The sequence below is a fragment of the Tsukamurella pseudospumae genome (assembly GCF_001575205.1).
Classification (GTDB): domain Bacteria; phylum Actinomycetota; class Actinomycetes; order Mycobacteriales; family Mycobacteriaceae; genus Tsukamurella; species Tsukamurella pseudospumae.
Window position 1 is genome coordinate 1 of sequence record NZ_LSRE01000002.1, and the last position, 22406, is coordinate 22406.

General features: G+C 71.6%; 20 protein-coding genes and 1 riboswitch. Of the genes, 10 read left to right on the forward strand and 10 right to left on the reverse strand.

The features are described from left to right. Positions 1–276 (reverse strand): transposase (locus AXK61_RS02115; protein WP_197466726.1); only part of this gene is annotated, 276 nt, incomplete at its 3' end. A 372-nt stretch (positions 277–648) separates the two neighbouring features. Between AXK61_RS02115 and AXK61_RS02120 the strand changes: the two genes are divergently transcribed. After that, positions 649–1389 carry a hypothetical protein gene (locus AXK61_RS02120; protein WP_139057839.1) on the forward strand — a complete coding sequence of 247 codons (741 nt, stop codon included), beginning with the start codon at positions 649–651 and terminating at the stop codon, positions 1387–1389. Next, positions 1386–3005: a DNA polymerase Y family protein gene (locus AXK61_RS02125; RefSeq protein WP_068570712.1), complete on the forward strand. Its 1620-nt coding sequence runs from the start codon at positions 1386–1388 to the stop codon at positions 3003–3005. Before AXK61_RS02120 ends, AXK61_RS02125 begins: the two co-directional genes overlap by 4 nt. Before the next feature lie 5 nt (positions 3006–3010). Here the strand turns inward: AXK61_RS02125 and AXK61_RS02130 are convergent, their stop codons facing one another. The 3 genes from AXK61_RS02130 to AXK61_RS02140 all read right to left on the reverse strand — a co-directional run bounded on the left by AXK61_RS02130 (position 3011) and on the right by AXK61_RS02140 (position 6623). Continuing rightward, entirely contained in the window at positions 3011–4300 is a 1290-nt protein-coding gene (locus tag AXK61_RS02130) for a hypothetical protein (protein ID WP_068743550.1), read from the reverse strand. A gap of 109 nt (positions 4301–4409) precedes the next feature. Continuing rightward, positions 4410–5678, reverse strand: a complete 1269-nt coding sequence (locus tag AXK61_RS02135) for a serpin family protein (protein ID WP_197466727.1) — start codon at positions 5676–5678, stop codon at positions 4410–4412. A 36-nt stretch (positions 5679–5714) separates the two neighbouring features. Beyond that, a complete protein-coding gene (locus tag AXK61_RS02140; protein ID WP_068570717.1) occupies positions 5715–6623 on the reverse strand; it encodes an amidohydrolase family protein in 909 nt (302 codons plus the stop codon). A 92-nt stretch (positions 6624–6715) separates the two neighbouring features. Between AXK61_RS02140 and AXK61_RS02145 the strand changes: the two genes are divergently transcribed. Genes AXK61_RS02145 through AXK61_RS02160 form a run of 4 tightly spaced genes read left to right on the forward strand, consistent with a single transcriptional unit; the run spans position 6716 to position 11579 of the window. Then, positions 6716–7180 (forward strand): MarR family winged helix-turn-helix transcriptional regulator, encoded by a 465-nt coding sequence (locus AXK61_RS02145; protein WP_068743553.1) that lies wholly within the window; start codon positions 6716–6718, stop codon positions 7178–7180. Between the two features lie 43 nt (positions 7181–7223). Then, the gene (locus tag AXK61_RS02150) at positions 7224–7763 is read left to right on the forward strand and encodes a TetR/AcrR family transcriptional regulator (protein WP_068570721.1); all 540 of its coding nucleotides are present in this window, start codon (positions 7224–7226) and stop codon (positions 7761–7763) included. Between the two features lie 56 nt (positions 7764–7819). Beyond that, positions 7820–11107 (forward strand): error-prone DNA polymerase, encoded by a 3288-nt coding sequence (locus tag AXK61_RS02155; RefSeq protein WP_068570722.1) that lies wholly within the window; start codon positions 7820–7822, stop codon positions 11105–11107. Positions 11108–11126: 19 nt separating this feature from the next. Beyond that, complete coding sequence (locus tag AXK61_RS02160; protein ID WP_068570724.1) at positions 11127–11579, forward strand: nuclear transport factor 2 family protein; 453 nt, start codon at positions 11127–11129, stop codon at positions 11577–11579. On the opposite strand, the gene AXK61_RS02165 is transcribed toward AXK61_RS02160, so the two are convergent. Then, the gene (locus tag AXK61_RS02165; RefSeq protein WP_231855403.1) at positions 11535–12029 is read right to left on the reverse strand and encodes a pyridoxamine 5'-phosphate oxidase family protein; all 495 of its coding nucleotides are present in this window, start codon (positions 12027–12029) and stop codon (positions 11535–11537) included. The two genes, AXK61_RS02160 and AXK61_RS02165, sit on opposite strands and share 45 nt — an antisense overlap. Further along, the gene (locus AXK61_RS02170) at positions 12026–12469 is read right to left on the reverse strand and encodes a PaaI family thioesterase (RefSeq protein WP_068570726.1); all 444 of its coding nucleotides are present in this window, start codon (positions 12467–12469) and stop codon (positions 12026–12028) included. Before AXK61_RS02170 ends, AXK61_RS02165 begins: the two co-directional genes overlap by 4 nt. 58 nt (positions 12470–12527) lie before the next feature. On the opposite strand from AXK61_RS02170, the gene AXK61_RS02175 reads away from it, so the two are divergent. After that, positions 12528–13109: a TetR/AcrR family transcriptional regulator gene (locus AXK61_RS02175; RefSeq protein WP_068743555.1), complete on the forward strand. Its 582-nt coding sequence runs from the start codon at positions 12528–12530 to the stop codon at positions 13107–13109. Between the two features lie 5 nt (positions 13110–13114). On the opposite strand, the gene AXK61_RS02180 is transcribed toward AXK61_RS02175, so the two are convergent. Continuing rightward, positions 13115–13969: an SDR family oxidoreductase gene (locus AXK61_RS02180; protein ID WP_068743557.1), complete on the reverse strand. Its 855-nt coding sequence runs from the start codon at positions 13967–13969 to the stop codon at positions 13115–13117. 97 nt (positions 13970–14066) lie between these two features. Between AXK61_RS02180 and AXK61_RS02185 the strand changes: the two genes are divergently transcribed. Further along, positions 14067–14459, forward strand: coding sequence for a winged helix-turn-helix transcriptional regulator (locus tag AXK61_RS02185; protein ID WP_068570732.1), 393 nt, complete (start codon positions 14067–14069; stop codon positions 14457–14459). Here AXK61_RS02185 and AXK61_RS02190 read toward each other — a convergent pair. Next, positions 14440–15321: a patatin-like phospholipase family protein gene (locus AXK61_RS02190; protein WP_068570734.1), complete on the reverse strand. Its 882-nt coding sequence runs from the start codon at positions 15319–15321 to the stop codon at positions 14440–14442. The two genes, AXK61_RS02185 and AXK61_RS02190, sit on opposite strands and share 20 nt — an antisense overlap. Beyond that, positions 15318–15920, reverse strand: a complete 603-nt coding sequence (locus tag AXK61_RS02195) for a CHAP domain-containing protein (protein ID WP_068570736.1) — start codon at positions 15918–15920, stop codon at positions 15318–15320. The genes AXK61_RS02190 and AXK61_RS02195 overlap by 4 nt, the downstream gene beginning before the upstream one ends. Positions 15921–15961: 41 nt before the next feature. On the opposite strand from AXK61_RS02195, the gene AXK61_RS02200 reads away from it, so the two are divergent. Beyond that, the gene (locus AXK61_RS02200) at positions 15962–16195 is read left to right on the forward strand and encodes a DUF167 domain-containing protein (RefSeq protein WP_068570737.1); all 234 of its coding nucleotides are present in this window, start codon (positions 15962–15964) and stop codon (positions 16193–16195) included. A 124-nt stretch (positions 16196–16319) separates the two neighbouring features. Then, positions 16320–16474: riboswitch (cobalamin riboswitch) on the forward strand. Positions 16475–16632: 158 nt separating this feature from the next. After that, the gene (gene metE / locus AXK61_RS02205; RefSeq protein WP_068570739.1) at positions 16633–18921 is read left to right on the forward strand and encodes a 5-methyltetrahydropteroyltriglutamate--homocysteine S-methyltransferase; all 2289 of its coding nucleotides are present in this window, start codon (positions 16633–16635) and stop codon (positions 18919–18921) included. A gap of 68 nt (positions 18922–18989) precedes the next feature. Here metE and AXK61_RS02210 read toward each other — a convergent pair whose 3' ends face one another. Beyond that, positions 18990–22376, reverse strand: coding sequence for a pyruvate carboxylase (locus AXK61_RS02210; protein WP_068570849.1), 3387 nt, complete (start codon positions 22374–22376; stop codon positions 18990–18992). Positions 22377–22406 lie beyond the last annotated feature (30 nt).

Consider the following 22406-nt stretch of genomic DNA (forward strand, 5'->3'; position numbering starts at 1 on the left):
GACCTGGCCCATCACCTGTGGTTGGGTGCGGAGCTGATCGAGGTCGGCCAGGCAGTCCCCGCCCGCCGCGATCGACACCGCCAGATCAAGCACCGTCTTCCCCGGATCGTGGATCGCGTTCGGCTTGCGCCACGGCATCAACGCACTGGTCAGAGCCGCGGTCAGACCGACCGTCTCGGCGGTACGAAGCAACAGCACTGTCCCGGCATGCGAGACGAGGTTCGTTCCGGCCGCGTCGACCGACACCTTCGGGTAGCAGGACGTAGACTGACTCACCAGAAAGGTGCTCCTTCGAGACTGGAAATAGGTTGGTGTGGTAACCCCTATTCTTCCAGCTCAGAGCACCTTTCTTCATGTCCGACACGACCTCACCCGCGAAAGGCCGAGGCTAGACGTCTCCTTGGCCGTCGGTCGTGTGGCGAGATGATGCGTCCGGCGCATCACCTCGCTATGAAGACCCTCCTCACCTGCGAAAATGTATCGATGCGTCATGTGCATCGCCTCGCGGAACCTCTCCCACCTGGACGCTTGACGGCGCTCCGATCGCGGATCTACGCTGAGACTCGTATCGAACAGAAGTTCTAGTCACACCTTCCCTGTGACTCTGCTTCCGAACGTGGATCAGAACGTAGGGGAGGGGTGTGACAGGTGTCCGCACGTGTTCAAGCGATGGGCGGCAACCGCGAGGAGAAGCTCGCGGAGCTGCGCAAAAGGCTCGCGGCGCTGCCGGAGAAGCATCGTCCGGGGAAGGCTCAGGCGCCGCAGGGGCCGCCGCTGCAGGAGGAATCCGCGCAGCTCGGTGCCGTTCCCGCCGCAGGTGTGCTCCCGGTGCACGAGGAACTCGCCGCGCTGCTCCCGGGCGGCGGCCTGCCCCGCGGGAGCATCGCCACACTCGAGGGTGCGGGCTCGCTCGCGGTCTCGCTGGTGGCCACGGTCTCGCGGGCCGGCGCCCGCGTCGCGCTGTGCGGGGCGCAGGGCTTCGGCATGGCCGCGGCACTCGAACAGGGGGCCGATCCGGAGCGGATCGCGCTCATCGAGGGGCCACTGGGGGATCCGGTGGCCGTCGCGTCGATCCTGCTCGACGGTGCCGATGTGGTGCTGTGCGAGCTCGGTGGCATCGCGGTGCCGCCCAGCCGTGGCCGGGCGATCGCCGCCCGCGCCCGTTCTCGGGGCTCGGTGCTGCTGGTCACCGGTGGCACGTGGGAGGGCGCCTCGCTGCACCTCGGCGCACGCGTCCAGGGCTACACCGGCCTCGGCGCCCGCCCCGGTCGCGGGCGGATCCGCGGGATCGACCTGGTCTTCTCCGCGCGCGGCCGCGGCTGCCGCAACCCCTACCGGGGCGCGGCGGGCACGGCACCGTCGGACACCGGGCTGGCGGTGGCCCGATGACCGCCCCGCAGCAGGCGCTGCAGACCCTGCCGCAGCCGAGGGCTCAGCGCATCCTCGCCCTGTGGTGCCCCGACTGGCCGGCGGCCGCGGCGGCGGCCGATGCCGATCTCGCGCCCGATCGCCCCGTGGCGGTGCTACACGGGAACCGGGTGGTGGCGTGCAACGCCGCGGCCCGTGCGGACGGGGTGCGGCGCGGCATGAAGCGCCGCGAATCGCAGGCCCGCTGCCCGGACCTGCACGTCGCGCAGGCCGATGAGGGCCGGGACGCGCGGATCTTCGAGCCCGTCGCGGGTGCCGTGGCCGCGCTGATCCCGCTCATCGAGGTCCTGCGCCCGGGGCTCGTGGTGATCCCCGCGCGCGGCGCAGCCCGGTTCTTCGGCGGCGAGGAACAGGCGGCGGAACGCCTCGTGGACGCCGCCTCGTCCGTGGGCGCGGAGTCGCTCGCCGGCATCGCCGACGAGGTGTTCACCGCGGCCCTGGCCGCCCGCCGCGGCGTCGTTGTGCCGCCGGGGGAATCGGCGGCCTTCCTGGCCCCGCTGGCCATCGCCGAACTGGGGGCCGAGCCGGCGCTCGCCACGGAGGACCGCGCCGACCTCATCGACCTGCTGCGCAGGCTGGGGCTGCGCACCCTCGGCGTCTTCGCGGCGCTCTCCGCGACTGACGTGGCCACCCGCTTCGGAGTCGACGCGATCGCCGCGCACCGTCAGGCCCGGGCGGTGGCGGACAGGCCCCCGTCCACCGCGGTGCTGCCGCCCGGGCTGGAGGCGGAACTGCGGCCGGACCCGCCGATCGGCCGCGTCGACGCCGCTGCCTTCGCCGGCCGCGCCCTGGCCTCGGAGCTGCACGAGAAGTTGTCCGCGGCGGGGATGGCGTGCCTGCGGTTGGAGGTGTCCGCGATCGCGGAGAACGGCGAGCGGCACACCCGCATCTGGCGCTGCGCCGAGCCGCTCACCCCCGACGGCACCGCGGACCGGGTGCGCTGGCAGATCGACGGCTGGCTCACCGGAGGCCGAGGTAGGCAGGGCGGCCCGGGCGCCCCGATCGTCCTGCTGCGGCTCGAACCCGTCGAGGTGGTGGACGCCGGGGCGCTGCAGGCCGGCATGTGGGGCGACGAGGGCGACGGTGCCGCCCGCTTCCGTCGCGCCCTGGTCCGGGTACAGGGCCTCCTCGGCGGCGAATCGGTACGGATGGGGGTGCGCAGCGGCGGCCGCGGCCCCGCTGAGCGGGTCACCTGGGTGCCGCTGGGCGACGAGACGGTCCCGGCTCGCGACCCGGACGCGCCGTGGCCGGGCCGGATGCCGGAACCTGCGCCGGCGGTGCTGATCACGGGCGCGGCGGTCACCATGACCGACGCCGCGGGCGACGCCGTCCGGGTCACCGAACGCGGCGGCTTCACCGGCGAACCCACGCATCTCACCTGGGGATCGCGGGATTGGGTGCTCAGCTGGTGGGCGGGACCGTGGCTGGTCGACGAACGCTGGTGGGCACCCGACGCCGCCGCCGAACCCCGCGCCCGTGCGCAGGTGCTGCTCGAGCCCGCACCCGGCCGCGACGACGGCCGGGCCCTGCTGCTGCAGTACGCCGGCGGATGGGAGGTGGAGGGCGTGTACGAGTAGCGCGCCTAGCCCGCGCTGCCCGAGAAGGCCACCGAGAGATACGGATTGGTGTCGTCGGAGGGCGCGGGCCGGAAGCGGTTCCGACGGTGCTTGGCCGGCTTCCCCGGCAACGCTGCGGTGTCCTCGGCCGACGGTGCCGTGCCCGACGGTGCCGCGGCCGCGTCGTCGTCCGTGGCGGCGGTTGCAGCAACGTCGTCGGTCTCGGCGAGGTCCTCGGCCGGAGGCAGGACGCGGTGGTGCCCGGTGGCGGGGACTTCGATGACGTCCGCCGCAGGCTCGACCGATGTCTCTGCTGCAGCCGCAGCCGGGGCCTGCGCCGCGGCCGCCTCCCGGCGGCGCAGCCGGTGCGCGACGCTGAGCGCGACGAGATAGGTGACGGTGCCTGCCGCACCGCCCGCGACGAGCGCCCAGGCTAGGGGACGGGCGATGCCGGGGTCGGGCGCCGGTGCGGGTGCGCTGGTCACCGAGCGCAGGCGGGTCTGGGTGAGGGCGAGCTGGCCGTCGATGGCGCCCAGCGCCGTCTTCAGTTGTCCTACACCGGTGGTCAGGTTGGTGATGGAGGTGTTCACGTCCTTGCGGGCGGAGGCCAGCTTGGTCAGGCCGTCCCGCAGCTGCCGGGCCGCGCTGCGTGCGGAGGTCAGCGAGGCATCGGCGTTGGCGGAGGCGCTGCTCAGGCTGCTCGTCATGCCTGCGAGCGTGCTGCGCAGTCCGGCGACGTCATCGAGGGCGCCCACGCCCTTCGAGCCCGACAGCGCGCGGTCGAGCTGCGCGACCGCCTCGGCGGAACCGGGAGACGGGTGCTCCACGAGCCGTCCGCGCAGCGCGACGAGCGCCGCACGGGTGCCCGCCGCCACCTGCTGCAGGCCCTGCGTCCGCTCGAGCGCGCCGCCGAGGGTGGCGGTGGCGCGGTTCACCTGCGCCAGTGCGGCGGACAGTGACGACGCCTCGTCCAGTCCCGAGACCAATTGCTGGGAACCGGTTTTCGCAGTGTCGATGCTGTCGAAGATCTGCGGTACCGAGCCCGCCGAGGTGTTCAGGCCGTTGCCGGCGGAGACCACGGCGCTCGACAGCAGGCCGAACAGGGTGCGCGATTCGTCGGCGGCCTTGAGGGCGACGCGCGTGTTCTCGGCGTTCTCCCGTTCCTGCGCCGGAGCCGGCGGAGTGGTCCCGGCGGCCACGAGGAAGACGGCGCCGCCCGCGACGAGCGCGACCATGACGGCGAGCAGCGCGGTGCCCGTGAGGGCCCATGCCGAACGGGCCGCCGCGCGGAGCGGGCGGGGGAGCTTCGAGGTCATGCCTCAACCTTAACGTGAAGTCGAGACTTTGGTTGAAACCGCAACCGGCATCACGGTTTTGACATCGCAAGTCGTACGCGTACGGTGGGCGTCGACCAGGAAGCGGGAGTCAGGAGCCCGGTCGGTCGACGGTGCCCATGATCAACGGGAGTCCGGTCGCGGTGTCCACCACCGCGTACGCGAAGGCGCGGTCCACCGCGAACGGGGCGGGCCCGGGGCCGGTTTCCGGTGCGGTCGCGGTCGCGGTGTCCGACGCGGTGCCCTTCTCGCCCACGGTGAACACGGCGGCGGCACGAGCGTCGGCCACCGTCGGTGATCCGGGCGCGATGCCGTCGAGGCCGGGCCCGGCGAACAGCCCCGTCAGGCCCGCGTCGCGGAGCGGGTCGACGAGCGGGGTCCAGGACGTCGAACGCCACTTCGGAAGGCTCACCTCGTGCGGGACCGACGGTGCCGCCGCGAGCGCGATCCGAGCGGCCGTGAACCGGCCCTCGCTCGCGGCATCGGCGACCGGCGTGCCGGGCGCGGGTAGCACGATCTGCAGCGCCAGCGTGGTGCCGTAGTCGAGCTGCAGCGCGGAGAAGCCCTCGCCGGCGGCCACCCGCGCGGGCACCGTGCCGCGCAGGGTCGGCGGATCGACCACGGCACCGTCGGCGGCTGTGAACGGCGACGGTCGCGTCCGGGCGGCATCGAACGGGAAGCGCCACGCCGCAGCGAGATACGCGGTGGACGCAGCGGCCAGCCGGGTGTCGGTGCCGGTCTTCAGCGGCGCTGAAGTGAGCGTGCTGCCGGTGTTCACCGCGACCCATTCCCCGAGCGGCTCGCCCACGTCCTGGCGGAAGTCCACGGGGTAGACGCCGGTGCCGTAGGAGGCGGACAGCGCGTCCAGGTACGCCGGCCGCACCCGGCGGTCCTCGGGCTCCTTCGCCGTCAGCAGCGCCACCTGCGACTGGAACAGCGGCGACGCCGGCGGCGAGGTGGCGGGCACCGTGCCGGGATCGCCCGCCCACTGCGCGGTCTGGCCCGTCAGGGCCGCCATCGCCCGCGGGAGGTCCTTCGCGGCACCGAGCCCGGCACCGTCGAGCTGCGCGGCGGTCTCGCCCTCCGCGCCGGCCCGCAGCATGCCCAGGAGGCTCAGCACGGACCACGGGGAGACGGCGGTGCTCGCGGCGCGGGTGTCGCGGGCCGCCAGCTGCGCGCCGAGGCGGGTCGCGGTCGCGACGAGCGCCGTCACGTCATCGCGGGTCTCGTCGATCCCGACCTGCTCGAACTCCGTCTTCGAGCGGTCGAGCGACAGCGCCTTCGGCGACGACGGAGCGCCGCCGCACGCCGCGAGGGTCCCCGCGACGATCAGCGCCAGCGCGGCCCGTCGGATCTGCATGAGGGCCATCGTAACGACCGCTGCATCGACAGCCGTTCAGTCGCCCGCGCGCTCCAGCAGGGCGCGGCCGTTGTGCCACAGCACCTTGCGCATCCAGTCGTCGCCGAGGCCCAGGCGTGCCAGCCCGAAGAGCTGGTGCGCGTAGGGGTACGGGATGTTCGGGAAGTCGCTGCCGAGCACCACCTTGTCGGCGAGGGCTCCGAGTCGCTCGACGTAGCCCGGAGGCATGGGGGCGGTTCGCAGGGTGAAATCGGTGGCGGCCATGGTGGTGTCGAGGTACACGTGGGGGAACTGCTCGGCGAGATCGGCGAACCGCTCGTACTCGGGCATGCCGAGGTGGGCGATCACCAGCGTGAGGTCGGGGTGGCGCCGCAGCACCTCCGCGACCCGGTCGGGCCCGGTGTAGGGGCCCTCCACCGGACCGGACCCGGCGTGGATGACGACGGGGATCCGCGCGGCGGACAGGACCTGCCACGCGGGATCGAGCAGCGGATCGTCCGGCGCGAAGACGCCCACCTGGACGTGCATCTTGAACAACCGCGCACCGTCGGCGATCGCGGCCGCGACGTACTCCCCGACCCCGGGCTCGGGGTAGAGGGTGGCGCAGGGGATCGCGTCGGGCACGCGCCGTGCGAACTCGGCGCACCAGTCGTTGAGCCAGACCGCCATGCCCGGCTTGTGCGGGTACGTGAGCGCGGGGATCGCGCGGACGCCCATGCCGCGGATGAGCTCCAGGCGGGTGGCCTCGTCGAAGCGGTAGGCGATGGGCCACTCGCGCCCGTACTCGGCGCTCGCGCGGTCGAAGAAGTCCCACACCTTGACCAGCATGGGCTCGGGCAGGAAGTGCACGTGGATGTCCGAGAGGCCGGGGAGGCCGAGCGCCTCGAGATAGGCGGGGATGTCCGCGTCCGAGGAGGGGCCCGGCGTCGTGCTCGGTCGGCTCATGCGAACCGACTCTACCGACTCGGTGATGGACCGTTCACTGGAATCGGCAGCCGCTAAACTGCAGCGACGATGTGATGTTTCGGGGGTGCGACATGAAGGCGGACGCGGGGAGTACCCGGTGGTTGTCCGATGAGGAGATGAGGGCGTGGCTGCCGCTCATCAACGTCGCCATGCGGCTGCCCGCGAAGCTGGACACACAGCTCCGCGTCGACGCGGGCATCACCCACTACGAGTTCATGGTGCTGGCCCAGCTGTCGCAGGCGCCGGACCGCACACTGGGGCTCTCTGCGCTCGCGGAGGCCGCCAACTCGTCGCCCTCGCGCCTGTCGCACGTACTGCGCAAGCTGGGCGAGCGCGGCTGGCTGGTGCGGCGCGCCGAGGGGCGTTCAGCGTACGCCGAGCTCACCGACGCGGGCTTCGCCGCGCTCGACGGTGTCGCCCGCGGCCACGTCGAGGAGGTGCGCCGGCTGGTCTTCGACCACCTGACGGACCGGGACGTCGCCGCGGTGCGGGTCGCCCTCGCCAAGCTCACCCCCGGCCTCGCCGACGGGGCCTGAACGCGTTCTACTTCGAACGTAGTATCGGGTACAGTTCTCGCCCATGGGCAGGCGCGACGAGGTGTTGAACGGGGCGATCGAGGTGCTCGGCACGCTCGGTCTCCGGGGACTGACGCACCGCGCGGTCGACAGCGCCGCGGGCGTGCCCGCCGGGACGGCGTCCAACTACTTCCGCTCGCGCGCCGCGCTGGTGCGCGGGATCGTCGATCACATGGTCGAGGAGGATCTCACCTTCTGGGCGGCCTTCGAGGGCGTCGAGAAGTCCACGCTCGAGGAGGTCGCCGAACGGCTGGCGGAGTTCGTCCGCTGGTCGATCGACGGAGGCCGGACGCGGGGTGTCGCCCGGCTCAACCTGTTCGCCGCCGCGTCGGTCGAGCCGGACCTGCGGGAACCGCTACGGCGCGGGCGTCGCGCGGTGGAGGAGGTCGGCGAGAAGATCGGCGCCTCCATCGGCCTCGGCATCACCGAATCCGCGCTGGTGATGGATGCCACCGACGCCCTGGTCACCCGGCAGCTCGCCATGCCGATCGAGGGTTATGACCCACTTCCGGCGCTGAAGGTGCTCCTCACGCGTCTGCGGTGACTCCTTCGTGTTCGAGCATATTGAACACATCGAACACGTGAGCGTATTGTTGAGGTGTGGGTTGGGGTAGCGGGCCGCGGAGCTGGTCGGAGATGGAGCGGGTGCTCTCCGGTCGGGCTCCGGTGCGTCGCGCGGAGGAACCCCCGGGCGACGGTGGCGATGCGCCGGCGTGGTCCCGTAAGCGCGAGGCCTACGTCCCGGCCGGCGGTGCCCCAGGGTTCTCCCGCGTGCCGTACGCCGAGCTGCACGCGCATACCGCGTTCAGCTTCCTCGACGGGGCGGCGCAGCCCGAGGAGATGGTGGAGCAGGCCCACGCGCTGGGCCTGAAGGCGCTCGCCGTCACCGATCACAACGGCTTCTACGGCGTGATCCGGTTCGCCGAGGCGGCACGAGAACTCGGCGTTCCCACGGTGTTCGGAGCCGAGCTGTCGCTGGAGCACGATGCCGAGCGCACCGGTTCCGAGGATCCGTCGGGCGAGCATCTGCTCGTGCTGGCCCGCGGGCAGGAGGGCTACCGCCGGCTGTCGCGGGCGATGGCCGAGGCGCACATGGAGGCGGGGGAGAAGGGGCTCCTGCGCTTCCATCCGGATCGGCTCGCCGAATGGTCGGGCGGCCACTGGCACATCCTCACGGGATGCCGCAAGGGTGCTGTTCGCAGGGGGCTGCAGGTCTCCGGGCCCGACGGTGCCGCCGCCGCCCTCGCGCGGCTCGTCGACCGGTTCGGCCAGGACCGGGTGAGCATGGAGCTCACCGTGCACGGCGTCCCCGAGGACGACGAGCGCAACCACCTCCTGGCCGGGGTCGCCGCCCGGATGGGGGTGGGCACCGTCGCCACCACGGGGGCGCACTTCGCGAGACCGGACCAGCGCCGCCTCGCGTCCGCGCTCGCGGCCATCCGGGCCCGCCGCAGCCTCGACGAACTGGACGGATGGCTGCCGGCCACGGGCGGCGCGCACCTGCGCTCGGGCGATGAGATGGCGCTGTTGCTGCCGGAGCACCCCGGTGCGATCGCCGGTGCTGCGGAGTTGGGGGCGGAATGCGCGTTCGAGATCGCGTTGATCGCGCCGAACCTCCCGCCCTTCGACGTTCCATCCGGACACACCGAGGCCACCTGGCTGCGCGAGCTGACCCGGCGCGGCGCACTGGAGCGCTACGGTCCGCCGGAGCGGAACCCGAAGGCCTACCGGCAGATCGAGCACGAACTGAACGTGATCGAGACGCTCACCTTCCCGGGGTACTTCCTCATCGTGCACAGCATCGTGCGCTTCTGCCGCGAGAAGGACATCCTGTGCCAGGGGCGGGGGAGCGCTGCCAACTCGGCGGTGTGCTTCGCGCTCGGCATCACCGCGGTCGACCCGATCGCGAACGAGCTGCTGTTCGAGAGGTTCCTGGCGCCGGAACGCGACGGTCCGCCCGACATCGACGTCGACATCGAGTCCGATCGCCGTGAGGAGGCGATCCAGTTCGTCTACACGAAGTACGGCCGCGAGTACGCCGCGCAGGTGGCCAACGTCATCACCTACCGCGGTCGGTCCGCGGTGCGCGATACCGCACGAGCGCTGGGCTATTCGCAGGGGCAGCAGGACGCGTGGAGCAAACAGATCTCCAGTTGGGGCTGGCGGAAGGATCCGGTGCCCGAGGGCATCCCGGACCGCGTGGTCGAGTTGGCGGCGCAGATCGCCGATCTGCCGCGACACCTGGGCATCCACTCCGGTGGGATGGTGATCTGCGACCGTCCCATCGCCGATGTGTGCCCCACCGAGTGGGCCCGCATGGAGGACCGCAGCGTGCTCCAGTGGGACAAGGAGGACTGCGCCAACATCAAGCTGGTGAAGTTCGATCTGCTGGGGCTCGGCATGCTCAGCGCGTTGCACTACATGCAGGGCCTCCTCGAGGAGCACAAGGGTATCGAGGTCGATTTCGCGAAGCTGGACCTGAAGGATCCGAACGTGTACGAGATGCTCTGCCGCGCGGACTCGGTCGGTGTCTTCCAGGTGGAGTCGCGGGCGCAGATGGCGACCCTGCCCCGGTTGAAGCCGCGGAACTTCTACGACCTGGTGGTCGAGGTCGCGCTGATCCGGCCCGGCCCCATCCAGGGCGGCTCGGTGCATCCGTACATCCGCCGCCGCAACGAGCAGGAGGAACCCACGGTCGAGCACCCGTCGATGTGGAAGGCGCTGAAACGCACCCTGGGGGTGCCGCTCTTCCAGGAGCAGCTCATGCAGCTCGCCGTCGACGTGGCCGGGTTCAGTCCCGCGGAGGCGGATCAGTTGCGCCGAGCGATGGGCTCCAAACGCTCCGTCGACCGGATGGAGCGATTGCGCGATCTGTTCCGCGCGGGCGCGAAGGAGCGGCACGGCATCGAGGAGGATGTGGCAGACCGGATCTTCGAGAAACTGGTGGCGTTCGCCAATTTCGGTTTCCCCGAGAGTCATTCGCAGTCATTTGCGTCACTGGTCTTCTACTCGTCGTGGTTCAAGTGCTATCACCCCGCGGCCTTCTGCGCGGCGCTGCTGCGCGCGCAGCCGATGGGCTTCTACTCGCCGCAGTCCCTCGTCGCCGATGCGCGCCGGCACGGTGTCGTGGTGCACGGGCCGGACGTGAACGCCAGCCTGGTGTGGGCGAACCTGGAGAATGCGGGGCTCGAGGTGCGGCTCGGCCTCGGTGCGATCCGCACCATCGGTGACGAGCTCGCCGAGCGCATCGTCGCCGAGCGGGACGCGTGCGGTCCGTATGCGAACCTGGTGGATCTCACATCGCGAGTGGAGCTCACTGTGGCGCAGGCCGAGGCGCTGGCCACGGCGGGGGCGCTGGACTGCTTCGGTCGCGGCCGGCGGCGAGAGCTCTGGGAGGCAGGGGCAGCGGCGAGGGAACGCCCGGATCGGCTGCCCGGCACTGCGACTGCAGGGGCTCCGCCGACGCTACCCGGCATGAGCGAGTCAGCGCTCGCCGCTGCGGACGTGTGGGCGATGTCCGTCACTCCGGGGAAGTACCCGACGGAGTTCCTCCGTCCCACGCTCGATGCGCTCGGGGTCGTCGTCGCCGACAGACTCCTGTCGCTGCCCGACGGTGACCGCGTCCTGGTGGGCGGGGCCGTCACGCACCGGCAGCGGCCGGCCACCGCGGGCGGCGTCACCTTCCTCAACCTCGAGGACGAGACGGGCATGGTCAACGTGGTGTGCAGCCCCGGGCTGTGGGCGCGGTACCGGCGCCTCGCGCAGTCGGCGCCCGCGCTGCTGGTGCGGGGGAAGCTGCAGAACGCGGAGGGGGCGGTCACCGTCGTCGCCGACAGGCTGCAGCGCATGGACCTGTCCGTGCCCTCTCGCTCCCGCGATTGGCAGTGAGGCTAGCCTCAGAGGAGTGATGGAGGAGGCGTACGAACCCGACCGCGGCACCGCCCCGCGCCTGCGGGGAGTTCTCGAGGAACTGCGCCGCCGTGAGCCCCTCTTCCACGGCCCGGCGTGGAGCACCCTCGCGGACTTCGATGATGCCGTCGCACCGGACTTCTGGGAGGTCGGCGCGTCGGGACGGCGGTACAGCCGCGAGTACGTCCGGGAGGTGATCGAGCAGCGGTTGATCTCGCCGCCGGACGAATCCGACTGGGAGACCAGCGAGTTCCAGGTCCGCGCTCTGGGCGCTTCCGTCTACCTGCTCACGTACACGCTGGCGCAGGGCGACCGGGTCACCCGCAGGCTCACCGTGTGGCGGCGCCGGGAGAACCGCTGGTCCGTCATGTTCCACCAGGGCACGCCGGTCGCCTGCGGAGATGAGTCACCGACTCGTCATGGTGCCCAGGCGGATCGGGCGCACGGATGAGACGGCCAGGTCACGCACGCGGGTGAGATCCGACCACATGGTCCGACCGCCGCGGAGCCGTGCGAGCGGCCCGACGATCGCCCGGAACCGCTCCGCCTCGTCCGGGGCGGCGCGCCGGCTGGGACCGACGGTGCTCGTCAATTGCACCCCCGGCGTGCGGTCGAAGTGCCCGCGCACCAGGGCACGACCCCATCTGATCGGTCCGGAATCGACGGCCAGAATCGTGATGCGGGGATCGGCGGTCACATTGCGGGCGAGGTGGACGTTGAAGACGTCGATGTAGAGACCGGTGTGACTGCGCGTGTCCAGCAGAACCGATCCGATCGGCGTCACGTGCGGCGAACCGTCGGGGTTGAGAGACGCGACGGCGCAGTGGAAGGACGAGAGCCGCGCGCGACGCACCGTGTCGAGCGCGAGCGCCCAGTCCGCATCGGTGATCTGCGCGTTCACGCGGCGGCGCCCCGGGGTGAGGTGGCGAAGACCGTGCCCCGCGCGATCGCGCAGAGGGCGGCCGCGCCGGACCCGCCGTTCTCGTTCCGGATCTCGACTGTGACCACGGCGTGCGACCGGGCGCGGTGCACGACGGACGCCCGCGCCCGCAGTCGTCCCGATCTCGCCGCTCGCAGGTAGCTCACGTCCATGCCGCCGGTGAGTACGTCGGCGCCCAGGACCGACCCGGCGGCGAACGTGAGGACGTTGTCGGCGAGATACGCCAGTACGCCGCCGTGTGCGACTCCGAACTGCTGGCGGTGCCGGTCCTCGATGTCGAGGACGAGTTCCGCCTCGCCCTCGCCGAATCGGGTGATGCGAGCGCCCACCAGATCGTTGAAGGGCTGGGCCGCCAGGATCGCGGCTGCCGTATCGAGGGTGATCCGAGCGGTGCCCGTCATCGGTCCTCCTGTTTTAGTGATTACTCTCTAAAACAGGTCTAGCATAGGATCTACGGCCATGGGAAGGCCGAGGATGCACGACCCGGACGAGCTGCTCGACGCCGCCGTACGGCTGTTCGCGCGGGACGGAACGCGGGGCCTGACGGTGGCCGCGGTCGCTCGGGAGGCCAAGTCCCCCAGTGGATCCGTGTACCACCTCTACCCCGGGCGCCCCGCGCTGCTCGCCGCCGTCTGGCTCCGCGCGGTCCGCCGGTTCCAGGACGCGTACACCGCAGCCTGGGGCGACATCGGGACCGCCGCGGAGGCGGCCGCGAGCGTGCACTGGGTCGTCGACCGGTGCCGCGCGGATCTCGGAGAGGCCCTCGTGCTGCAGGCGGGGCCGCAGGCCTTCGCGGTCGACGACTGGCCTCCCGCGACGGCGGAGGAGTGGGCGAGACTCAGCACCGAGCGGGCGGTCGCGACCGGCGCCATCGTGCGTCGCGTCTCCCGTGACTGCGGGTTGCCGCGCGCCGACGTGTTCTTCGCGATGTACGACGTGCCTCTCGCGGTGCTCCGCCGATACCTCCTGGCCGGCGAGCCGCCCCCCGCGAGCGCCGCCGACGTGGCGGAACGGCTCGCCGGCAGGCTGCTCGCCGGGTGACAGGCTCAGACGAGGGCTCGCAGGCCGTCGACCAGCGGTGTGGTGGGCCGGCCGATGAGCCGGGAGAGGCTGCCGTCGGTGCCGGCCAGCGCGCCGTTGCGGATGCCCGTGTCGATCGCGGCGACGAATCCCGCGGTCCCCGGGTCCAGTCCCGCGGCTTTCAGGCCCGTGACCCTGTCGTCGAGCGAGACGTCGCGGAACTCGACGGTGCGCCGCGTCACCTCGGTCATCGCAGCAGCGAGTTCGGTGTAGTCCCAGGCGGTGTCGCCGCCGAGCTCGTACACCGAGCCGAGGTGACCGTCATCGAGAAGGACCACCGCCGCCGCGTCCGCGAAATCGCGCCTGCTCGCCGAAGCCACTCGTCCGGCCCCCGTGCTCGCGGCGAGGACGCCGGTAGCGCGCGCCGCCTCCAGGTCGCTCGCGTAGTTCTCGGTGTACCAGTTGTTGCGCAGGATGACGGACGGCAGCCCCGAGGCGACTATGGCCTCCTCTGTCGCCTTGTGCTCGGGGGCGAGCACGAGGTCCGTCGTGGTGGCTCGGGGTGCGCTCGTGTAGACGAACTTCGAGACACCGGCGTTCCTCGCCGCATCGATGACACTCCGATGCTGCGCGATCCGGTGCCCCACTTCGGAGCTGGAGATCAGTAGCAGGGCGTCGACGCCCTCGACGGCCGCACGCACGGTGGCCGGGTCGTCGTAGTCGAGTCGGACGACGCGGACCCCGCGATCAGTGAGATCCGCGGCCTTCGCGGTATCGCGGGCTCCGGCGATGATGTCCGTCGGCGCCGCGCCGCGGTCGAGGAGGCCGTCGACGACGAGGCGTCCGAGCGCTCCAGTGGCTCCGGTCACGAGGATGGTCATGGTGTTCCTTCCGTAGGTGGTCGTCGACTACAACCGGACCTCGCATCCCTAACATTCCACATCATGGGTACCCACTTTCATGTAAGGTACGTACCTAATGGAAAGTTATGTCGATGACCTCGCCAAAGGCTCCCGGCTCTTCGACCAGGGGTGCAGCTCTCGGGTCGTTCTGGACCATGTGATGAGCAAGTGGGGCGTGCTCGTGCTGGCGAGTCTGACGGCGGGGACACTCCGCTGGGGCGAGTTGCGCCGAGCCGTCGACGGGATCAGCGAGAAGATGCTCGCTTCCACGCTGCGGACCTTCGTGGTGGACGGCCTGGTCCACCGCGAGTCGTTCCCGACGGTGCCGCCGCACGTCGAGTACAGCCTCACGCCGCTCGGCGTGGAGTTGATGGACCGCATGCTGCCCCTGCTCGCGTGGGTCGAGGGCCACGCCGACGCGATGATCGGAAGCTCGTCGCCCGAGCGGACTACGCGCGCAGGGCGGTGAGCGCGGCGTCGCGACCGAGCTCGACGGCGCGGGAGATCAGTGGACCGTCGTTCGAGAGGCGGCCGACGGCCGGGCTGCCCTCCGGAACCCAGATCTGCAGCACCTCGGCGGTGCCCGGCACGACGGGGCCGGGCGGAGGCGCGGCGCGCCGCGCGGTGAAATAGGCGTCCAGGATCCACTTCTCGGCCCGCGAGCCGCGGCGCGCGGCCTCGGCCGCCTCCTCGACGGTGCGCAGTACCACCAGGTGCGTGGCGCCCTGCTCGATCGGTGTGGCCAGGGGGACCTTCTCCGCGAGCCCGCCGTCGAGGAACTCCCGCCCGGCCAGGCGCACCGGGGGACCGGCGAGCAGCGGCAGCGCCGTCGTCGCGCGCAGCGCGGTCCGCACGGACGCCGCGTCGACGAGGTACGGGGACAGGTCGGCGACGCGTCGCGTGTGCGCGTCGACGGCCAAGGGGTGCAGGCTGATCGGGTTGTCGAGGATCGCCGCGAAATCCATGGGCGTCACGTCGGAGTACACCCGGTCCACCAGATGGCGGGTGTCCACGACGACGCCGCCGCGCAGGGCGCGCCGCGGGTGCACCACCCGCTCCGCGAGAACCGCGTCCCAGCCCCACGAGGGCAGCCACCGCAGGCCCTCCCCGGACAGGAGCCATGCCGCGTTGAGCCCGCCGCCGGAAGTGCCGTAGACCGCGTCGAAGGCGGGGAGCAGCCCCGACTCCTCAACGGCCATCGCCATTCCCGCCGAGTACGCCGATCGCGAGCCCCCGCCCTCGATGGACAGCGCGATCCGCAGCCCGTCCGAGCGTGCTCCCGGCGTGCTCCCGGCGGCGATCCGCGCCCGCAGCGCGTCGAGCACCGTCATCGGACGGGCACCCCGTACCCGACGATGCCGAACGTGTCCGCCACTCGGTAGGTCAGTGCGCTGATCCCGCCCGCCTGGTTGCCGCCCACCGTGGTGACCGTGTCACCGTCGACGGACACGACGATGTTCGTGTGCTGCCGCAGTTGCGGGTGTTCCGGTGCGTACAGCACCACGTCGCCGGGCTGCGGGCGGTACGGCGTCGCGGGCTCCAGCTTCCCTGCCTTCTGGAAGTACTCGGTGAGCGTGTACACGCCCGGAATCCGCCAGGTGCCGGAGTTCGGGTTGCGCAGGGGCAGGCCGGAATCGCGGAGCACCGTCGAGACGAAGTCGGCGCACCACGGCTCCTCGACGCCCTCCGAGTAGTACGTGCCGGGCCGGTTCGCGTCGAACTCCCGCCGCAGATTCTCGATGATGCGAATCCTTGACGGGTCGAGCCCCGCCGTGCTGACAGTGGGGAAGGTCCGCGGCTTCAGCTCGGCGGGGAGATGCCGCGAGAGCGGTGTCTCATGGGCCGTGGACCACCACACGACACCGCCCGCCAGCACCACCAGTACGGCGAGCGCCGCCGCGACGCTCAGCCCGATCCTCCGCATCCCCATGAATCCACTGTACTCAGTGGCGAACCTGACATCATGGACCGATGAGCCCGCACACTGTGACCTGCACGATCAAGCCGGGCAGCCGCAAGGGGCCCGTCGTCGAGGTCGGTGATGACGGCACGCTCACCCTGTTCGTTCGCGAACCCGCGACCGAGGGGAGGGCGAACACGGCGGCCGTCGCTCTGCTCGCCGCCCATCTCGGGTTGCCGAAGTCCCGGGTTCGCCTGATCGCCGGGCGGACGAGCCGGCTCAAGCGGTTCACCGTCGACGACTGATCCGGACGGGAGACGGCCGAGCCCGCTCCGGGCGTGCCGACGCACGGCAAGGATGCACGAAGTGGCATGCTGGAGACGCAGCTGGTCTGCCGCCCGAGGCCTCGGACGCGGCATCGAAGCGCGCGGTGCGCCGCGACGTGAAGAGGGAACCCGGTGGGAATCCGGGACTGTCCCGCAGCGGTGAGCAGGAACGAAAGTCGCGACGACGCACTGGGCCCCGGTCTGGGAAGCAGCGACCGGTAGGAACGAGTACGAGGCCTGCGAGTCCGAATACCTGCCCGCTGTACCGGACGCGCCGCGTCCGGTGGTGTGCCGCCTCGTGGAATGGGCGTGCGACCGCAGGAGGACGGGACGTCGACAGGCGGGCTCGTCGTCGTGCGTACGTGCGCCCGGACAGGCGGTCGCCGCCCGCTACGCACGAAAGGAACGGTCCACCTGTGACCGCACCGAACTTCACCCGCACCGTTCTCGGTGTTCCCCGCATCGGCCCCCGCCGCGAGCTCAAGCGCGCCATCGAGGGCTACTGGAAGGGCTCCGTGAGCCGCGCCGATCTCGAAACCACCGCCGCGGGCCTGCGGCGCGACGAGTGGGCCCGTCTGGCCGCCGCCGGACTGGATTCCGTGCCCACCAACACCTTCAGCTACTACGACCAGATCCTCGACACCGCCGAGCTGCTCGGCGCCTTGCCGCCCCGCGTTGCGGGCATCGAGGACCGGCTCGACCGCTGTTTCGCCGCCGCGCGCGGCACCGCGGAGGTCACCCCGCTCGAGATGACGAAGTGGTTCGACACGAACTACCACTACCTCGTGCCCGAGATCGGTCCGGACACCGTCTTCTCGCTGCATTCGGAGAAGGTCCTCGACGACCTCGATGAGGCCCTCGCGCAGGGCGTTCCGGCGCGCCCTGTCGTGGTCGGCCCCATCACCTTCCTCGCGCTGTCCAAGGCCGTCGACGGTGCCGGCGACCCGCTGGCCCGCATCGACGAGTTGCTGCCGCTCTACCGCGACCTGTTCGCGCGGCTCGCCACCGCGGGCGCGCAGTGGGTCCAGCTCGATGAGCCCGTGCTGGTCAGCGAGGCGGGCCTGGCCCTCGCCGACACCGCCGCGAAGGTCTACGGCGAGCTGGCGTCCGCCGTCGAGCGGCCGTCGATCGCGGTCGCCACCTACTTCGGCTCGCCGGGGCCCTCGCTCGCCGCGCTGGCAGGTACCGGAGTCGAGGCGATCGCCGTCGACCTGGTGACCGATCCCGCCGTCGTCGAACTCGTCGCGGGGACGCCGGCACTGGCGGGCAAGCTGCTGCTCGCGGGCGTCGTCGACGGACGTAATGTCTGGCGCACGGACCTGGAGGCGGCGCTCGCCACCCTGGGAACGCTGTCCGGGTCCGCCGCGGCGTTGGCCGTGAGCACGTCGTGCTCCCTGCTCCACGTCCCCTACACCGTCGCCGCCGAGACGGCACCCGAGCCCGCGGGCGCCGAGGGGGTGCGCGCCTGGCTGTCCTTCGCCGAGGAGAAGATCGGCGAGGTCGTCGTCCTGTCCCGTGCGCTCACCGAGGGCCGTCCCGTGGTGGCTGCCGAGTTCGCGGAGAGCGCCGCCGTGCGCGCCGCACGCGAGGCCGACGCCCGCCTGAACGACGGTGCCGTCCGCGACCGGCTCGCCGCACTGCGCGCCGCGGGCACCGGCCGGGCCGCCGCCGCGGAACGCGCGGTCGCACAGCGGGACCGACTGGGTCTCCCGCTCCTGCCGACGACCACCATCGGCTCCTACCCACAGACCGGTGCGATCCGTGTCGCGCGCGCGGATCTGCGCGCCGGGCGCATCGACGAGGCGGAGTACGTGCGCCGCATGCAGGCGGAGATCGCCGACGTGGTGAAGCTGCAGGAGGATCTCGGCATCGACGTCCTCGTGCACGGCGAGCCCGAGCGCAACGACATGGTGCAGTACTTCGCCGAGCGGCTCGAGGGCTTCCTCGCCACCGACAACGGCTGGGTGCAGTCCTACGGCACCCGCTGCGTGCGGCCTCCGATCCTGTACGGTGACGTGCGCCGCGCCGAGCCGATGACGGTCTCCTGGATCGCCTACGCGCAGACGCTGACCGAGCGGCCCGTCAAGGGCATGCTCACCGGCCCGGTCACGATCCTCGCGTGGTCCTTCGTGCGCGACGACCAGCCGCTCGCCGACTCCGCCGATCAGGTGGCGTTGGCCATCCGGGACGAGACGGTCGACCTCGAGCGGGCCGGCGTGAAGATCATCCAGGTGGACGAGCCCGCGTTGCGCGAGCTGCTGCCGCTGCGCGCCGCGGACCGTCCGGCCTACCTGGACTGGGCCACGGGCTCGTTCCGGCTGTCGACCTCGGGCGTCGTGGACGACACCCAGATCCACACGCACCTGTGCTATTCGGAGTTCGGCGACGTGATCGGCGCCATCGCCGATCTCGACGCGGACGTCACCTCGATCGAGGCGGCCCGCTCGCGCATGGAGATCCTGGACGACCTCAACGAGGCGGGCTTCGCCAACCAGGTGGGCCCCGGCGTCTACGACATCCACTCGCCCCGCGTGCCCGCGCAGGACGAGGTCGAGGCCTCGCTGCGCGCGGCGCTGGAAGCCGTTCCCGCGGAGCGCCTCTGGGTGAATCCGGACTGCGGCCTCAAGACCCGCGGCACGGAGGAGACCGTGGCCTCGCTGCGGAACCTGGTCGCCGCGGCGAAGGCCGTCCGCGCGACGCTGTAGTCCGGCGCTCGACGACGAGGGCCCGGCCGCGCGAACGCGGCCGGGCCCCTTGGTCTCTCCGGTGGCTCCTAGGCGTCGATGACGGCGACGAGATCGCCACCGTCGACCTGGGTGGGCCCGGCGAGGGCGACGCGGCTGACGGTGCCCGCGACGGGGGCCGTGATCGCGGCCTCCATCTTCATCGCCTCGATCGTGGCGATCTGATCGCCCACCTCCACCGTGGAGCCCGCGTGCACCGTCGGGGTGACGACGCCCGCGAAGGGCGCGGGGATGTGCCCGGGGTTGCTCTTGTCGGCGCGCTCCGCGGCGGGTACGTCCGCCTGAACGGCTCGGTCCCGCACGGAGACGGTGCGCAGCTGCCCGTTGAGGGTGCAGACCAGCGTGCGGTTGCCGTGCTCGTCCGGTTCACCGACGCCTTCGAGCTTGATGAGCAGTTCGACGCCGGTGGCGAGCTGGACGCGGTGCTCCTCGCCCTGCCGTAGCCCGTAGAGGAACTGGTTGGTCGAGAGCTTGGAGACATCGCCGAATTCGGCGAGGTGCTCGGTGAACTCGCGCATCGGCCCGGGGAACAGGAGCCGGCTCAGGGACGCCCGGCGCTGTTCCGAGGTGCCCTCGAGTTCGGTGGCCTCGTCGGCGGGGACGTCGCTGACCGGTGCGGCTTCGGCGCGGCCCTCGAGGGCGCGGGTGCGCAGCGGTTCGGGCCAGCCTCCGGGCGGGGTGCCGAGCTCGCCGCGGAGGAAGCCGATCACCGAGTCGGGGATGTCGTACTTGCCGGGGTCGGCGGCGAACTCGTCGGCGGAGACGCCGGTACCGACGAGGGCGAGGGCGAGATCGCCCACGACCTTCGACGACGGAGTGACCTTGACCAGCCGGCCGAGCATGCGGTCGGCCGAGGCGTAGGCGTTCTCGATGTCCTCGAATCGCTCGGCCAGGCCCAGCGCTCCGGCCTGCTGCCGCAGGTTCGACAGCTGCCCGCCGGGGATCTCGTGGTGGTAGACCCGCCCGGTGGGGGCCTTGAGTCCGGACTCGAACGGCGCGTACGCGCCCCGCACCGCCTCCCAGTAGGGCTCGAGCGCGCAGACCGCGTCGAGATCGATCCCCGTGTCCCGGTCGGTGTGTGCGGTGGCGGCGACGATAGAGGACAGCGAGGGCTGGCTCGTCGTCCCCGACAGCGGGGCGGCGGCACCGTCGACGGCGTCCGCGCCGGCCTGCCAGGCGGCGAGGTAGGTGGCCAGCTGCCCGCCGGGGGTGTCGTGGGTGTGCACGTGCACGGGGAGGTCGAACTCCTTGCGCAGCGCCGTGACCAGCTTCGTGGCGGCCGCGGGCCGCAGCAGGCCGGCCATGTCCTTGATGGCCAGGACGTGCGCGCCCGCCTTGACGATCTTCTCCGCGACACCCAGGTAGTAGTCGAGGGTGTAGAGGCTCTCGCCCGGGTTCGCGAGGTCGCCGGTGTAGGAGAGGGCGCCCTCCGCGATGGCCCTGTCCGTGGCGAGCACGGCCTCGATCGCGGGTCGCATCTGCTCGACGTCGTTGAGCGCGTCGAAGATCCGGAAGATGTCCACACCCGTGGCGGCGGCCTCGGCGACGAACGAGTCCGTCACCTGTTGCGGGTACGGGGTGTAGCCCACGGTGTTACGGCCGCGCAGCAGCATCTGCAGGCAGATGTTGGGCATGGCCTCCCGCAGCGTGGCCAGCCGCTCCCACGGGTCCTCGTGCAGGAACCGCAGCGCCACATCGTAGGTGGCGCCGCCCCATGCCTCGACGGAGAGCAGCTGCGGCATCATCCGTGACTCGTACGGGGCGATCGTCGCCAGCGCCGAGGTCCGCACACGTGTCGCCAGCAGTGACTGGTGCGCATCGCGGAAGGTCGTGTCGGTGACCGCGAGCGCGGTCTGCGCGCGCAGGTCCGCGGCGAACCCGGCGGGGCCGAGCTTCGTCAGGCGCTGCTTCGAGCCGTCCGGTGCCGGGGCGGTCAGGTCGATCGCGGGGACCTTGTCGGAGGCGTACACCTTGGTCGGGCGGGTGCCGTGCGGCTTGTTGACGGTGACGTCCGCCAGGTAGCGCAGGATCTTGCTCGCCGTGTCCGAGGAGCCCCGCGCGGTGAGGAGCTCCGGGCGCTGCTCGATGAAGGAGGTGGTGACCTCGCCCGCCACGAACGCGGGATCGGCCAGGACCGCCTGCAGGTACGGGATGTTCGTCGCCACGCCCCGAATGCGGAACTCCGCCAACGCCCGCCGGGCGCGGACGATGGCCGTGGCCCGGTCCCTGCCGCGAGTGGTCAGCTTGACCAGCATCGAATCGAAGTGCGGGCTGATCTCCGCGCCGACGGAGGTGCCACCGTCGAGGCGGATGCCCGCGCCGCCCGGCGTCCGGTACGCCGACACCCGGCCGGTGTCCGGGCGGAAGCCGTCCGTCGGGTCCTCCGTCGTGATGCGGCACTGCAGCGCGGCCCCGTTGAGGCGGATCGCATCCTGCGTCAGCCCCAGCTCGGGCAACGTGGAACCCGAGGCGACCTTGAGCTGTGCGGCCACCAGGTCGACGTCGGTGACCTCCTCGGTCACGGTGTGCTCCACCTGGATCCGCGGGTTCATCTCGATGAACACGTGCCGGCCCTGCGGGTCGACGAGGAACTCGACGGTGCCCGCGCACGAGTAGCCGATCTGCGTGGCGAAGTTCACGGCGTCCGTGCACAGGCGTGTGCGCAGCTCCTCCGAGATGTTCGGCGCCGGCGCCATCTCGATGACCTTCTGGTGCCGGCGCTGCAGCGAGCAGTCCCGCTCGAACAGATGGATCACGTTGCCCGCGGTGTCGGCCAGGATCTGGACCTCGATGTGCCGCGGGTCGATCACCGCCTCCTCGAGGAACACCGTCGGATCGCCGAACGCCGATTCCGCTTCCCGCGAGGCGATCTCGATCGCGTCGCGCAGGTCCTCGATCACGGCGACGCGGCGCATGCCGCGCCCGCCGCCACCCGCGACCGCCTTGACGAAGACGGGGAAGTGCATGTCCTGCGCGGCGCGGAGCAGCTCGTCGACGTCCGAGGACGGCGCCGTCGAGGTCAGGACCGGCAGGCCCGCCTCGCGGGCCGCGGCGATCGCCCGGGCCTTGTTGCCGGTCAGTTCCAGCACCTCGGTCGGCGGACCCACGAACGTGATGCCGTTCTCCGCGCAGGCCGAGGCCAGGTCCGGGTTCTCCGACAGGAATCCGTATCCCGGGTAGACCGCGTCGGCACCGGCCTGCTTCGCGATCCGGATGATCTCGTCGACACTGAGGTACGCCCGGACGGGATGCCCCTCCGAACCGATCTGATACGCCTCGTCGGCCTTCTGCCGGTGCGGGGAGTTGCGGTCCTCGTACGGGTACACGGCGACGGTTCGCGCGCCGCTCTCCACCGCTGCGCGGAATCCGCGGATCGCGATCTCGCCTCGGTTGGCTACCAGGACTTTCTTGAACATGTTCACGCTCCACCGGTCTTCGTGGGACTT

Bases quoted from the DNA above. Each gene is read 5' to 3' on its own strand.
- AXK61_RS02135 (WP_197466727.1), bottom strand. From the start codon at position 5,678: ATGCAGATCCGACGGGCCGCGCTGGCGCTGATCGTCGCGGGGACCCTC.
- AXK61_RS02140 (WP_068570717.1), bottom strand. From the start codon at position 6,623: ATGAGCCGACCGAGCACGACGCCGGGCCCCTCCTCGGACGCGGACATC.
- AXK61_RS02195 (WP_068570736.1), bottom strand. From the start codon at position 15,920: ATGGGGATGCGGAGGATCGGGCTGAGCGTCGCGGCGGCGCTCGCCGTA.
- AXK61_RS02185 (WP_068570732.1), top strand. From the start codon at position 14,067: ATGGAAAGTTATGTCGATGACCTCGCCAAAGGCTCCCGGCTCTTCGAC.
- AXK61_RS02125 (WP_068570712.1), top strand. From the start codon at position 1,386: ATGACCGCCCCGCAGCAGGCGCTGCAGACCCTGCCGCAGCCGAGGGCT.
- AXK61_RS02145 (WP_068743553.1), top strand. From the start codon at position 6,716: ATGAAGGCGGACGCGGGGAGTACCCGGTGGTTGTCCGATGAGGAGATG.
- AXK61_RS02200 (WP_068570737.1), top strand. From the start codon at position 15,962: ATGAGCCCGCACACTGTGACCTGCACGATCAAGCCGGGCAGCCGCAAG.
- AXK61_RS02150 (WP_068570721.1), top strand. From the start codon at position 7,224: ATGGGCAGGCGCGACGAGGTGTTGAACGGGGCGATCGAGGTGCTCGGC.
- AXK61_RS02190 (WP_068570734.1), bottom strand. From the start codon at position 15,321: ATGACGGTGCTCGACGCGCTGCGGGCGCGGATCGCCGCCGGGAGCACG.
- AXK61_RS02180 (WP_068743557.1), bottom strand. From the start codon at position 13,969: ATGACCATCCTCGTGACCGGAGCCACTGGAGCGCTCGGACGCCTCGTC.
- AXK61_RS02175 (WP_068743555.1), top strand. From the start codon at position 12,528: ATGGGAAGGCCGAGGATGCACGACCCGGACGAGCTGCTCGACGCCGCC.
- AXK61_RS02170 (WP_068570726.1), bottom strand. From the start codon at position 12,469: ATGACGGGCACCGCTCGGATCACCCTCGATACGGCAGCCGCGATCCTG.
- AXK61_RS02210 (WP_068570849.1), bottom strand. From the start codon at position 22,376: ATGTTCAAGAAAGTCCTGGTAGCCAACCGAGGCGAGATCGCGATCCGC.
- AXK61_RS02160 (WP_068570724.1), top strand. From the start codon at position 11,127: ATGGAGGAGGCGTACGAACCCGACCGCGGCACCGCCCCGCGCCTGCGG.
- AXK61_RS02130 (WP_068743550.1), bottom strand. From the start codon at position 4,300: ATGACCTCGAAGCTCCCCCGCCCGCTCCGCGCGGCGGCCCGTTCGGCA.